This window comes from Nocardioides bigeumensis (genome assembly GCF_039531755.1).
Lineage (GTDB): Bacteria > Actinomycetota > Actinomycetes > Propionibacteriales > Nocardioidaceae > Nocardioides > Nocardioides bigeumensis.
Map to the genome: position 1 here is coordinate 371902 of NZ_BAAAQQ010000013.1, position 13781 is coordinate 385682.

Annotated in this window: 8 protein-coding genes; 4 read left to right on the forward strand and 4 right to left on the reverse strand. The window is 70.6% G+C overall.

Going from position 1 to position 13781, the window contains the following annotated elements:
- The first annotated feature begins 82 nt into the window (after positions 1-82).
- Together ABD295_RS16045 and ABD295_RS16050 are read left to right on the forward strand one after the other, a co-directional pair.
- On the forward strand, positions 83-2824 hold the full coding sequence (locus ABD295_RS16045; RefSeq protein ID WP_344304803.1) for a helix-turn-helix transcriptional regulator: 2742 nt from the start codon (positions 83-85) through the stop codon (positions 2822-2824).
- 291 nt (positions 2825-3115) lie between these two features.
- Entirely contained in the window at positions 3116-3727 is a 612-nt protein-coding gene (locus ABD295_RS16050) for a cysteine hydrolase family protein (RefSeq protein WP_344304804.1), read from the forward strand.
- 12 nt (positions 3728-3739) lie between these two features.
- On the opposite strand, the gene ABD295_RS16055 is transcribed toward ABD295_RS16050, so the two are convergent.
- From ABD295_RS16055 to ABD295_RS16070, 4 genes are all read right to left on the reverse strand, one after another.
- Positions 3740-5212 carry an MFS transporter gene (locus ABD295_RS16055; protein WP_344304805.1) on the reverse strand — a complete coding sequence of 491 codons (1473 nt, stop codon included), beginning with the start codon at positions 5210-5212 and terminating at the stop codon, positions 3740-3742.
- A gap of 141 nt (positions 5213-5353) precedes the next feature.
- Positions 5354-6562 (reverse strand): flavin-containing monooxygenase, encoded by a 1209-nt coding sequence (locus tag ABD295_RS16060; RefSeq protein WP_344304806.1) that lies wholly within the window; start codon positions 6560-6562, stop codon positions 5354-5356.
- A 34-nt stretch (positions 6563-6596) separates the two neighbouring features.
- Complete coding sequence (locus ABD295_RS16065; RefSeq protein WP_344304807.1) at positions 6597-6812, reverse strand: type 1 glutamine amidotransferase family protein; 216 nt, start codon at positions 6810-6812, stop codon at positions 6597-6599.
- Between the two features lie 125 nt (positions 6813-6937).
- Entirely contained in the window at positions 6938-9748 is a 2811-nt protein-coding gene (locus tag ABD295_RS16070; RefSeq protein ID WP_344304808.1) for an AAA family ATPase, read from the reverse strand.
- Between the two features lie 222 nt (positions 9749-9970).
- Here ABD295_RS16070 and ABD295_RS16075 point away from each other — a divergent pair, with 222 nt between their 5' ends.
- Both ABD295_RS16075 and ABD295_RS16080 read left to right on the forward strand, forming a co-directional pair.
- Positions 9971-10198, forward strand: a complete 228-nt coding sequence (locus ABD295_RS16075) for a heavy-metal-associated domain-containing protein (protein WP_344304809.1) — start codon at positions 9971-9973, stop codon at positions 10196-10198.
- A 67-nt stretch (positions 10199-10265) separates the two neighbouring features.
- A complete protein-coding gene (locus tag ABD295_RS16080; RefSeq protein WP_344304810.1) occupies positions 10266-13691 on the forward strand; it encodes a heavy metal translocating P-type ATPase in 3426 nt (1141 codons plus the stop codon).
- Positions 13692-13781 lie beyond the last annotated feature (90 nt).

Here is a 13781-nt window from a genome sequence, read left to right on the forward strand (position 1 = left end):
CGCAGGACCCGTCACCGATCCCGGCGGAAGCCGCGATGTCGGCCCTGTCTCGGTGTCGGTTGCGCTCGGTAAAGTTCGGCCGGTGCTGAGGGGACGCGAGGCCGAGCAGGCAGCACTGCGCACGGTCACCGAGCGCGCCGCAACTGGCGACGGAGCTGCGCTGGTTCTGCGAGGCCAGCCGGGGGTCGGGAAGTCCGCGCTGCTCGATGACGCGGTCGCGGCCGCCCAGGACGCGGTTGAAGGTACGACGGTGGCCGTGCTCCGCACGCGGGGCGTCGAGTCCGAAGCGCCGTTGCCGTTCGCCGCGTTGCACCGTCTGCTCCGTCCGGTGCTCGACCGTCTCGACGACATTCCAGCACCCCAGGCCCGCGCCCTGCGTGCTGCCTTCGGCGAAGAAGCCGAAGGTGCCGGCGACCGACACCTGGTTTACCTCGCCACCCTCAACCTGCTCTCCGAGGTCGGCGGGCAGCAACCCGTCCTCGGGGTCATCGACGACGCCCACTGGCTCGACGACGCCTCCGCGGCCGCCCTCCTGTTCGTGGCACGGCGGCTCGAGGGCGAAGCGGTCGCACTGATGTTCGCCATCCGTGACGACGAGTCCGGCGCCTTCGACACCCCGGACCTCACGACCATCACCGTGACCGGGGTCGCCGCTACCGCGGCCGGAGAGCTCATCGCCGACCAAGCGGCTGCTCCGATTGCTGCCCATGTGCTTCAAGAGCTCGTCGAGGTCACCGACGGCAACCCTCTCGGTCTCATCGAGCTGAGCCGCGCTCTCACCGCCGACCAGCTCACCGGACAACACCGTCTCCCCGACCGGCTTCCGCTCACCGAACGTGTCGAGCGTGCTTTTCTCGACCGCTACCGCAAGCTCGACGGCGCAGCCCAGACCGTGCTGTTGGTCGTGGCCGCCGACGACTCCGGCCACCCCGCCACTGTCGCTCGAGCTGCGGCCGCTCTCGGCGCACACGAGGACGCGTTCGACGCAGCCGAGGAGTCAGGACTGCTACGCGTCAGCACCGAAGGGCTGATGCTCCGCCACCCGCTCGTACGCTCCGCCATCTACGAAGCCGCCACGGGCTCACGGCGCCGCCAAGCCCACCGGGCACTTGCCGACGCCCTCGCCGGAACCGCCCACGAGGACCGGCGCGCCTGGCACCTGGCTGCGTCCGTCGACGGCCCCGACCCCGACGTGGTCGCAGCGCTCGAAGAGGCCGCCCAGCGCTCAAGTCGTCGCGGCGGCCATGAAGCAGCTGCCGCCGCTTGGGGCCGCGCCGCCGAGCTCACCCTCAACCCCCATGAACGCGCTCGACGCCTGCTGGCCGCCGCCGGGGCCAACCTCGCCGCCGGCCGCCCGCTTGAGACCGACCTCCTCACCCGGGCCGCCCTCGTGGACGCCGACGACCCGCTCCTGCGCGCGGAGCTCCTTCAGCTCCAAGGCCAGGTCGAGTGGAACACCCGCTCCCTGGACGACGGCTACCGGATCGTGTGCCACGCAGCCACCACCGCAGCGCCCCACGACCCTGCGCACGCGCGGGTCCTCGCCATGCTCGCCGCTGCCCTGGCATCCTTCGGCGCCCGCTCGGCCGACGCTCCCGACCCCTCCACCATCGTCGAGCCGCCCGCACCACAGGCAGCACCAGAGGAACGCGTAGCCGGCTTGCTGCTCGACGGGTTCACCGCCGTCATCCGCAACGACTGGGCGAGCGCAGCCACGGCATTGCGGCGCGCCTGGGACATCCCCCTGCCCCTGACGGCGCCCCCGCTGCTCCACTCCAACCTCGCCATCGCGACCATGCACCTGGGCGATGACGAGCGAGCCATCCGCCTCCACGACCGCCAGCTCCAGCACGCCCGCGACGCCTCAGCCGTCAACATGATCGAGCACGCCCTCACCCGAGGCGTCGTCTTCCGCATCGCGACCGGCGCGTGGAGCGAAGCCGCCTCGGCCGCCCACGAAGCCTTGCTGCTCGACCGCAACCTCGGCCTGCACGAGCTCGTCGCCCTACCTCTCGCCGAGCTCGCCGTCATCTCGGCGTTGCGCGGCGACGCGACTGCCCCGCAACACCTGCGTGAACTCGACGCCGAACTCGAACAGCGTCCGCCTCACGGCGCGGTCACTGGAATCGTGCGCGGCCTCGCGCACTGGGCTGCTGCCCGGCAGCCGGACGTCACACCTTCGACGGGTCTCCACCACCTGCAACAGATCGACCTGCCCGTGGCACGCTGGCTGACCGCGCTCGACCGCATCGAGACCGCCGTGCGCGCCGACCGGGCGAACCTCGCCGAGGAGTGGCTCGACGAGCTCCGCGCCTTCGCTGAAGGAACCGACATGGCATGGGCCTGGGCCGCGGTCCACCACGCACAGGCCGTCGTCGGCGACGGTGACGCCGAAGAGAACTTCGGCAAGGCGCTGGAATGGCACGCCAAGTCGCCTCGCCTCCCCGCCCGCGCACGAACTCAGCTAGCCCTCGGAGAGCACCTGCGCCGTCACCGCCGGCGCACCGACGCGCGAGTGCCGCTGCGCGACGCCCTCGACACGTTCGAGAGCCTCGGCGCCGGGTCCTGGGCCGAACGGGCACGACAAGAGCTGCGAGCCTCCGGCGAGACCGCCCGACGCGGCGCCAAGCTCGTCGCCACCGGCCTCACACCGCAAGAGTCACAGATCGCCGGGCTCGTACGAGAAGGGCTGAGCAACAAGGACGTCGCCACCCGCCTGTTCATCAGCCCCCGAACGGTCGACTTCCACCTGCGCAACGTGTACGCCAAGCTCGGCATCACCTCCCGCACCGAACTCGCGGCCCTCGCCGGCGCCCTCGCCTAACCCAGGCCCGACGTCCAAGTCAGCGCCGACCCGGCAATCTTCCCGGCGATTTCCCCGGCGCGACCAACCCGCCGCCAAGAACACGATGGTGACTCCACACCGCACCTGAGGAGATGACCATCATGACCAGCTACCTGTTGCACCAAGCCGCTGCCGACCAAGAGATCCAGCGCCGGCTGCGCGACGCTGAGGATTACCGCCGCGCACGCCTCGTCCGAGGTCCCCGCCGCTGGCCCGCTCGCCCGAAGGTCTCTCGCTAACCCCCCGACCACGCACCTCACGGGAGACCACATGCCACACACCACACGAGCCTCGATGACCGCGGCCGGGCTCCTCGCAGCGTCGACCGCGCTGATCGTGGTCGACGTGCAGCGCGGGTTCGACGACTCGGCCTTCTGGGGGCCACGCAACAATCCTGACGCGGACCGCAACATCGCCTCACTGGTCGACGTCTTCGCCGCTGCGGGCCTGCCCATCGTGTTCGTGCGGCACGACTCAACCAACCCGACCAGTCCGCTTCACCCGAGCCGGTCAGGCAACCACCTCAAGGAGTACCTCGACTCCGCCCAGCCTGACCTGTTGGTCCGCAAGACCGTGAACTCCAGCTTCCACGGCACCCCTGACCTGGACCGATGGCTGCGACGGAAACAAGTCGACGGGCTCGTGATCTGCGGCATCACAACCAACCACTGCTGCGAGACCACGGCACGCGTCGGCGGCAACCTCGGCTATCGAGTGCTGTTCGCGGCCGACGCAACACACACCTTCGACCGCACTGGCCCCGACGGCCGAGAGCTCACCGCAGACCAGCTCGCGCACGCCACCTGCAGCAACCTGCACGACGAGTTCGCCACGGTGGTCACCACCCGAACCGTCATTGCGGCGCTCCTACCCCGTAGCTGACGTGCGCGACTGCTACTGGTCTTGTCGCAAGGGCGCGCCGGGTGCAACGTCGCTGCTCGTGACGTCCGCGGGGGCGTCAATAGCTAGCGGAGAACCGGCCCTCGCGAGGTCGACGTCACGTGTCTCCGGGCCCCACCCGGCTCCGGCGAGCGCCATCAGGCTGCCCACGCCTAGGAGGACGAGCTGGGTGAGACGTTCGGGCATCAGCCGGGTGAGCCCGGTCAGGTAGAACGCATAGAAGCTGGCAGGGACGAGCGCCAGGCTGTACGCCATGCCGAACCCTGTGGCGCGGACATTCGTGGCGAAGCGCTCGTTGAGGTACGAGGTGACTACTCCCCACACCGCCAGGGTAGTCACCTCGGTCGCCACCACCAGGACGGCGAGGAGCCAGCCAGCAACCGGAAGCGTCAACGCAAGGACGTAACAGGCGAGGCCGGCGGTCCCGGACACCGTGGCCCCCAGGGCGAGAGCACGGCGACGTCCGACCTTCTGGCTGGTCATACCAGCCGCAACGAACCCACCGATCACGACCGGTTGCGCGGCGAGGAGCACCGTGGTCACCCAGACCGGGGACTGGCCGACGTGCGCGAGCAGGCGCTGCGGCAGCACCGACACGACGCTGGTGGCGACCAACCACAGGCCGACCATCAGCACGAGGACTTGAACGAAGTCGCGCCGTGACGCGCCGCTCAGGAGCACCTGCACGGGAGCCTGCCGTGGGGAGGCCTGCGGGTCTCCCCCGGCATCGCCGCAACCTTCGTATCCCTGACGCGAAGCCACGGCGGCCTGCCACAGCGGCGACTCCGGGACGCGAGTCCTCCACAGGAGGAACACCAGCCCGGCCAGACCGCCGGCGAGGAACGGCACGCGCCACCCCCATGCTTGGTAGGCGCCGGCGGGCAGCAGGAGGAGAAGGACGAGCACGAGCGCGGACACGGCGGCGTACGCGGCCGCGTAGGCGCTCATCAGCAGGCCACCGAACAGGCCGCGGGCGCGGGGCGGACAATGCTCAAACGCGAGGGGCGTGGCCGCGGTGTACTCGCCGCCGAGAAACACACCGTCGAGGAAGCGCAGGCCGATCAGCGCGGCCGGTGCCGCTAGGCCCCAGTCGGCGTGGCCAGGCAGTAGGCCGATGAGGATGGTGCAGACACTGAAGCCGGCGATAGAGGCAATGGTGACCCTCCGGCGACCGAGGGTGTCGGCGAGATGACCGAAGACCAGCGCCCCGACGGGCCGCCCCAGCAGGGTGGCAGCGAACGTGACGAAGAACAGGGTGCCGGCCTCGCCGGCGCCGAGTGTCTCGGGTTGGAAGTACGCGATGGCCGGCGCGAGCGCGATCACGGGCAAGTAGATGTCGACCATGTCCACGAAGAACCCCACCCAGCTGGAGCCGAGCGCACGCCGCTGGCGTCCGGTGGTGCGGCGCAGCGCCCGCCACTGACCCGCCCACGCCACCTCATGTCGGGCCTGCGTCGTTGTCCCCACCTCGGTTTCCGTGCGACCTTCCGGTCCTCCCATACCTTCCAGGTTTTCGCGACGGCATCGGCGTCGTCAACGCCCGTTCAGGCCATCGCGCCACCCACTCCGCCACGCAGACCAGGCAGGCCAGGCGGGTCGCGTTGGTCGCTACGGACCGGCGAGCTCGGTGCGGTCGGCGTACAGCCGGTCGGCGAGCCAGGCTGCGTCGTGTCGAACGAACCCGAGCAGCGCGGAACCGCGAGAGTGCTGCCAGGGCAGACCGATGAAGTACAGCCCGGGAACGGCGGTGACGCCTCGCTCATGGACCACGGTGCCCCCGCGAGGCGTGTCGGTGATGACGCCGGGCACGTCCATCCAGGTGTAGTCGGCTATGAATCCGGTCGACCAGATCACGCTCGCCGGGGCTAGCCGGCTGCCGTCGGCGAACTCGACGCCGTGCGGTCCGGCCCCGGTCACCCGCGAGCGGGCGTTGACGCCCAAGCTCTTGACCCGGGACAGGTTGGTCCCGATGACCACGTCGCCCCGCGCCCGCATGCGTCGGGCGAGAAGAGAGGTGGCCGGCTTGTGGATTGCGCCCGTCTTGCTCAGCCACCAGAACAGGTCGCGGCCGGCGAACCGTTGTGGCAGCTGTGGGGGCGTCGTGCCGACCGCGAGGTGCACCGGGCGTTCACGATCGCCGTTCTTGATGTTGTTGCCGGCCGGGGTGGGGTGGGTGGCCAGCTCCTCAGCGATTTGCAGGCCAGAGTTGCCGGCTCCGACGACCAGCACCGGCCCCGGAGGAAGCTGGTCGGGATTGCGGTAGTGCGCGGAGTGAACCTGCACGACTCGGTCGTCGAGCGCATCGGCGAAGCTGGGTCGGTGGGGCTTGTGGAACGCGCCTGTGGCCACCACGACCTGTCGCGCGCGAAGCGGCCCGTGGCTGGTGTGCACCGTAAACACAGGCGGCCGTCCGTTCGTGGCCGGGTGATGCTGGAGCCGGGTGACGCGATGACCGAGGAGGATCGGCAGCTGGAACTGCTCGGCGTAGCCGGCGAGGTAGTCGGCGACGTCGTCCTTGCCGGGGTAGGTGTCCCGAGCGGCGGGGAAGTCCATGCCCGGCAGCGAGTCGTACTGCGCCGGGGAGAAGAGTCGCAGCGAGTCCCATCGAGTGCGCCAGGTGTGGCCGAGTTGCGGGGCCGCGTCGAGCACTACGAACCGGGCTTGCTGCTGGGTCAAGTGCCATGCGACGGCGAGGCCAGCCTGGCCTGCTCCGACGACGACGACATCGAGCGCGTCCTGCTCTGTCCGAGCGTCGACGGGTGTGTTCGCGTGGCCAGGGTGGTTGCCCGGCGTGTGTGGGGCAGCGGGTGTGGTCACGGTGCGACTCCTGGTTCGAGACGAAGGGTGGAAGCTAGAAGACGATGTTCTTGAGGGTCTGCAGGTCGGCGACGATGCCGGGATCGACCTTGTCGGGGTGGTCGGTGTCAGCACGAACCGGGCCGAGACGCTCGCCGACGAAAGTGACGCGGTTGCCGGGCAGACGCGAGAGAACCTCGTAGGGCCCAACCGCATCAAGGGCAGTGACCCGGTCGAACAGCAAGATCGAGACGCTCATCGTGGTCTGCACTGCAGGCTCCTCGCCTTGACGGCCGCCGCGGGATGCGGTGGCTGGGGCGACAGACGCTACGAACCGACGAGCCCGGGTCGCGCCGGTGAAATCGCCGGGTTCAGCGAGACCGCGTGCCCGGATCGTCAGGTGAGGGCGAGCTGCGCGAGCTCGACCCGGGACGTGACGCCGGTCTTGGCGAACACGTTCCGCAGGTGAAAGTCCACGGTCCGCGGGGAGAGGAACAGCTGCGCGGCGACTTCACGGTTGGACAGGCCCTGTTGAACCTGGGTGGCGACAGCGAGTTCCTGTGCGGTGAGTTTGAGTGGCTCGGAGTCGTCGCGTTTGCGAGCGGTTTCTCCCGAAGCCCGGAGTTCGGCGGCCGCGCGGTCCGCCCAGGACTTGGCGTCGAGGTCCTCGAACGTGGCCAGCGCGACGCGAAGCTGCTCGCGGGCGTCGACGCGGCGACGGTTGCGGCGTAACCACTCGCCGTAGGCGAGATGGGTCCGGGCCCGGTCGAACACCCGCCCGCCGGAGTTCGGGTGCGCAGCCAAGGCGGCCGCGAAGTGCTCTTCGGCCCTGTCCGGGTCCACGAGGGCGAGCGCATGAGCCGCAGCAGCACGCGCCCACGCGTGACCGGTCGCGTCGGCGAAGGTGGCGAGATCATCGACCCACAAACGCGCGGCAGCGTCCTGACCCGCGGCCACGGCCGTTTCTACCCGGTCAACGCCGGCCATGCGCTTGGTGATGTCGTGCGAGATCTGACCGAACTGGTGGAACGCGGCGGTGGGTTTGGCGCCGGAACCCCACGCGTGGAGACCTTTCGCCCACCGCACCAGATCTCGGCAGATCCCGTCCAGGATGCCGACGGCCTGCGCGCCCAGCGCTGCCTCGACCTCCACCAGCAGTGGCTCGTAGGCCTCCGAGGCGCGTCGTGCGGCAATGAGCAGCTGCAACGCCTTCGGCATCGTCGCAAGAACTGGCTGGCCGGTTTCCTCACCCAGAGCGACGGCCTCGACGCAACGCGCTTCGGCCGACGACCAGGCTCCGGTGGCGACGTCGGTCAGCGCGAGTCTGGACTGGGCGTACAGCACCATCACCATCGCGCCGGTGTCCCGGGCCCTCGACAGCAGCCGGCGGTGGTACTCGAAGGCGGCAGCGTCATCGCCCACGTGCAACGCGGCGATGCCCAAGTTGGGCAACAGGTCCTGGTCGTCAGCGTCGAGGACCTCGACGGTGGCGAACAGCCGCTCCATGACCGCCGCGGCGTCGTTCCAACGGTCGTGCACGACGTGATCGAGCCCGATCAACAGGTCGGCGAATGCCTGCTCTCGAGCGGGAGCCCCAGGGCCGGGTGGGTTGGCGAAGTCGAGGGGCCGGACGTCGATGCCGGAGTCCCCGCCGAAGGCGGCGATCGCGGCAGCGAACATCGCCATCTCCCGGGCCCGGGCCGGGTCATGGCCCGCGACTTCTGCGGCGGCCTGCAGGACCATCCGGTGGCCGAGCTGGACGGAACCGGTGTTCCACTCCACCCGCGCGCGAAGCCTCGCGATGTCGGCACGTAGCCCGGGGTCGGTGACGTGGACGAGCGCCGCCTCGCTGAGGCCGCGAGCCCGGACGGGTTGTCCGGTCAGCCAGGCGCACCGGGCAGCAAGGTAGAGCCGGCGGGCTCGACCCTCGGTGTCGATGGTGAGCTCGCTGGCGCGTTCGTAGGCCCGGGCGGCGGCTTCGTGTGCACCGCGGCGGTGTGCGCGTGCGGCGGCCTCGTCGAGGTCGGCGACTACGGACTCGTCAGGTTCTTCCGCGGCGGCGGCGCGGTGCCAAGCGCGCCGGTCGGGATCAGCACGTCCCGACAGCGCCGCTGAAGCCTGGGACGCCGCAACCGGGGCGGGTGTCAGCGCGTCGGCCAGCGCCTGGTGCGTGGCCCGACGCGCGACCGTGGTGGCGCCGGTGTAGATGGCCGAACGCACCAGGGGATGCCGCATCTCCAACACCCCGTCCGTCACGGTGACCAGCCCGGACCGCTCGACCTCGTCCAGGGCGTCAGGGTCCACGCCCAGCGCACGAGCCGCGGCGCGGATGACCCCGATCTCGGTCGAGTCGTCGGTGGCCGCAATCAGGAGCAGACGTTGCGCGTCCGGCCCGAGACGCCCGGCGCGCTCGGCGAACACCCGCTCCACGCCGCCCGTGACCGGCAGCCGCCCAGGCAGCGGCGCGCTGCCTTCGAGCTGGCCGGCCGTGAGCACCTCGGGCAGCTCCACGAGCGCCAACGGGTTCCCGCCCGTCGCGGCGAGCAGCTGCGCGGACACCTCCGGGGACACGACACCGCCAGACCGGTCGGCGAGCAGGTCGCCCACTGCCGTCCGATCAAGGCCGCCCAGCAGGAGCGTGGGCAGGTCTCCGGCGTCGAAGGTGCGCACGTCCCCGTCTCGGGCTCCGAACAGCAGCGCGACGCGCTCCAGGTTCAGACGCCGGGCCGCGAAGAGCAGGGCCGCGGCTGACGCCTCGTCCAGCCAGTGGGCGTCGTCGATGACGGCGACTACCGGTTGCGTATCGGCCGCGGCCGAGACGAGGTTCAGGGTGCCGAGGAACACCCGGAACCGGTCACCATCGGCCGCGCTCGGAGAGCCGTCCTGATCGTCGACCTCCTCCCCGAACGCAACCCGCAGCGCATGGGTCTGCGGCGCCGCGATGTCATCCGCATGCCGGCACATCAGCGGCCGCAACAGGCGCTGGAGCGCGGCAAACGGTAGCGGCGCCTCGGACTGAATGCCCTGGGTGCGGAGCACCGTGACGCCCGGGTCGACCAGCAGAGGGGCGACGGCGTCGGCCAGCAGCGCGGACTTCCCGACTCCCGGCTCGCCGCGAACGACCAGCACGCCGCCGGTCCCCGCACGTGCCGACTCAAGCAGGGCACTGATCTGCTCCTGCTCGACCCCCCGCCCGTGGATCCGCACGGCGCGAGGTTACCTCCGTCGCGCGACGTACGCCGGACCGAACCTTGCGTCGGGCCGCTACCGGCGTCGATCCGGAGCTGCGCGGCGTTGCCGGCTCGACCGATCAGCAACCCAGTGACGAACCCGGTGATTCTGCCGGTGCGACCCCCACGCCCTCGGGCGCAGCATCAGTCCTGTCACTTCGCCACCCGGGCGAAGCCGCCGCACAGACAGGACACGCACATGACCTCCAGCCCCGCCACCCGGACCACGACCAGCCTTCAGGTAGCAGGCATGACCTGTGACCACTGCGCCATGGCCGTCGGCCGTGAGCTCGACGCCCTGCCCGGTGTCCAGACCGTCCAGGTCAGCCTGCCCACCGGTGAGGTCACCGTCACCCACGACCAGCCCCTGGACCCGCAGCAGGTTGCCGACGCGATCGACGAGGCCGGCTACTCACTCGTCTCCTGACGCACCACGCCCTCCCGAGGGCCTCGCAGTTCACCGCATCTCTTGCCGCGACCAGACGGAGCTCACCATGACCGTGACCACCCCCAACAGCGCCCACCCTGGCACCAACGCCTCGGACCCGAGCGGCGGAGACACCCCCGTCGAGTGCACCCTCAACATCGGCGGCATGACCTGCGCGTCCTGCGTGGGTCGCGTCGAGAGGGCCCTCAAGAAGGTCGAGGGGGTGGTCACGGCCACGGTCAACCTGGCCAACGAGACCGCAGTGGTCACCTACCAGCCGCACACCACCTCCACTCAGACCATGACCGAGGCGATCGCGAAGGCCGGCTACACCGGCACGCCGCGAACCGTCGCCTCGGTGCCGGCCGGCGGCGACGCGAATGCCTCGCTCGCCACGAAGAGTGCCTCCGCGACGCGTACGGAGTCCGGAGCCGCGCGTGACCAGGTCGACGACCTCGACCGGCGTCGCGACCACGAGATCGCCGCGCTCAAGAGGCGCTGGCAAGTCGCGCTCACCACTGGACTCGGACTGATGGCCGTCATGTACGTGCCTATCCACCTCGACACCATGGACTGGCTGATGCCCGCCATCTTCGTGGTCGCCACCGTCGTGCAGGCCTGGGCCGGCGCTGAGATCTACAGGGCCGCCTGGGCCGTGGCCAAGCACCGTGGCACGAGCATGAACACCCTCGTGGCACTCGGGACCGGCGTTGCCTACGGCTACTCCGCGTTCGTCACCTTGTGGCCCGGCCTCGCCGAGAAGTGGGGCCTGCCCCTGCACGTGTACTTCGAGACGGCGCTGGTCATCGTCGCCCTCGTCCTGATGGGCCGCTGGCTCGAGCTGCGCGCCAAGAAGCGCACTGCCGCCTCCATCAAGGCGCTCGTCGGGCTCGTCCCCACCACCGCCCGGGTCGTTACCCGCCACCCCGACGGACACCTGACCGAGGCCGAGGTCCCCCTGGACAAGGTGGGTGTCGGGGCCGTCGTCCGGGTCCGACCCGGCGAGAAGATCCCCCTCGACGGCACGGTCACCGACGGCTCCTCCAGCGTCGACGAGTCCATGCTCACCGGGGAGTCCGTGCCCGTTACGAAGACCAGCGGCGACACCGTCATCGGTGCCACCCTCAACGGCACCGGCAGCCTCCTCGTGGAGGTGACAGCCACCGGTGCCGATGGCACCCTCGCGCAGATCGTCCACTTGGTCGAGACAGCCCAGGGTTCGAAGGTCCCCATGCAGAGGCTCGCCGACACTGCAGCCGCCTGGTTCGTCCCCGCGGTCTTGCTGGTCGCAGCCGCGAACTTCGTCCTCTGGGCCGCTCTGGCCGGACCCGGAACCGGTGGCTCGCTCACCCTGGCGATCAGCACCACCGTCGCGATCCTGATCATCGCCTGCCCCTGCGCCCTCGGTCTGGCCACCCCGACCGCGGTCATGGTCGGCACCGGCAAGGCCGCCGAGCTCGGCATCCTCATCGGCGACGGTGAAGCGCTGGAGACCACCCGGCGAGTCACCGCCGTGGTCCTGGACAAGACGGGCACCATCACCCGAGGCCGCCCTGACCTCAGCGCCGTGCACACCACCACCACGTGGGAGCACCGCCGCCACGAACTCGTCGCGCTGGTCGGCGAGGCCGAAGCCGGCAGCGAGCACCCCGTCGCCGCCGCCATCACTGCCCACGCCACGCAGCACGGCTCGCACGGCGGGCGCATCCGGGCCACGTCGTTCGAGGCTGTCCCCGGGCAGGGCATCATCGCGACGCTGCGTACCACCGAAGCCGAGCCGCGGGTCTTGGTCGGCAACCAGGCCCACATGACGGCCCACCAGATCGACACGGCGCCGCTGGCCCAGACCGCCGCCGAGGCCGCAGCTCAGGGCGGCACACCGATGTACGCCGCCATCGACGGGCAGCTGGCCGGGCTGTTCGTGGTCGCCGACCCGGTCAAGCCGGAGTCGGCCGACGCGATCGCCCAGCTCAAGGCCCTGGGCCTCGAGGTCTGGATGGTCACCGGCGACAACACCGGCACGGCCCGCGCCATCGCGGCCCAGGTCGGCATCGACCACGTGATGGCCGAGGTGCTCCCGGCAGACAAGGCCCGCCGGGTCGCGTCCCTCCAGGCCGCCGGACACATCACCGCCATGGTCGGGGACGGGATCAACGACGCCCCGGCCCTCGCCCAAGCCGATCTCGGCATCGCGATCGGTACCGGCACCGACGTCGCCATAGCCGCCTCCGACATCACGCTGGTCGGCGGGGACCTGCGCACCATCGTCTCCGCGATCGCGTTGTCGCGACGCACCGTCGCCACCATCAAGCAGGGCCTGGCCTGGGCTTTCGCGTACAACGTGCTGCTCATCCCCGTCGCCGCCGGGGCCCTGTACTGGTGGCACGACCTGCTCCTGGACCCGGTGCTGGCCTCTGCCGCGATGGCCATGAGCTCGGTCAGCGTGGTCACCAACGCGCTGCGGCTGCGACGGTTCACCCCACCCGCCACCGTGGCCGAGCTCGAGCACCCGCCGCTGCGCGCCCGGGTCGGGCAATGGGCCTACCTGGCCACCGTCGCCGTGGTCGCCCTCGCCCTGGGCGCCGGGTTCACCGCCGCGTCCCGCACCGACGCCGCTGAGCGGGGAATGAACGGGCTGCTCGCCTGGTCCGAAGGCATGGGCATGCCGATGCGCCCCGCCATGTCAGTCATGGAGGAGACCGAGGTCGAGCCGATCACCTCCAACGACGCAGGCCTGAGCGTCACCCTCGACACTCCGTCCCCGATCGTGCCCGGCCAGCCGACCACCCTGACCGTGTCGGTGCGCGACACCGAGACCGGCGAGCCGCTCGAGGGCCTGGTCCGCACCCACCAGGTGTGGATGCACCTCATCCTCACCCGCGCCGACCTCGGCACGTTCGCGCACATCCACCCCGAACCGACCGGGACTCCCGGAGTGTTCGCGGTGACCGCCGAGTTCCCGACCGGGGGCGACTACACCGCGCACATCGAGTTCCGGCAGCAAGGCCAGATGGCGGACGTGCTCGCCACGATCCCGCTGCAGGTCGCCGGTACTGTCCCGGCACCGGTGCGGGTGCCGGACGGTGACGTGCGCACCCAGGTCGAGGCGGGAATCCGAGTCGACCTGCACGGCGACACCGTCCTCCGCGACGAAAGCGACCTGCACTTCGAGTTCACCGACGCCACCACCGGGGAGCCGGTCGACGACCTCCAGCCCTACCTCGGCGCTGCCGGGCACGTCGCCGTCATTTCCGCCGACGGCACTCGGTTCTCCCACCGCCACGCGGAAACCCTCGACGAGCAGGGCCGCCCGGTACTCGCCGTCCCCGGCACTCGGTTTGGCCCTGATCTCGGCCTGCACGTCCGGTTCGAGGAGCCCGGCGCTTACCGGCTGTTCGCCCAGTTCCGCCTCGACGACAACCGCGTCATCACCGTCGCGTTTGTCATCCACACCGACGCACCTCACGGCGAAGACGACCTGGACTCCCACTGACAGGGCCAGCCCTCGTGCGTGCAGAAGGTCTCTCGAGGACTCATGACGCCAGCCGAGCCGTTCCCCGGGCAAGCCGACCCTCTGGTGGCT

What these genes read in the sequence shown, in the direction of transcription:
- ABD295_RS16075 (WP_344304809.1), top strand. Translation starts at nt 9,971, where the DNA reads ATGACCTCCAGCCCCGCCACCCGGACCACGACCAGCCTTCAGGTAGCA.
- ABD295_RS16080 (WP_344304810.1), top strand. Translation starts at nt 10,266, where the DNA reads ATGACCGTGACCACCCCCAACAGCGCCCACCCTGGCACCAACGCCTCG.
- ABD295_RS16050 (WP_344304804.1), top strand. Translation starts at nt 3,116, where the DNA reads ATGCCACACACCACACGAGCCTCGATGACCGCGGCCGGGCTCCTCGCA.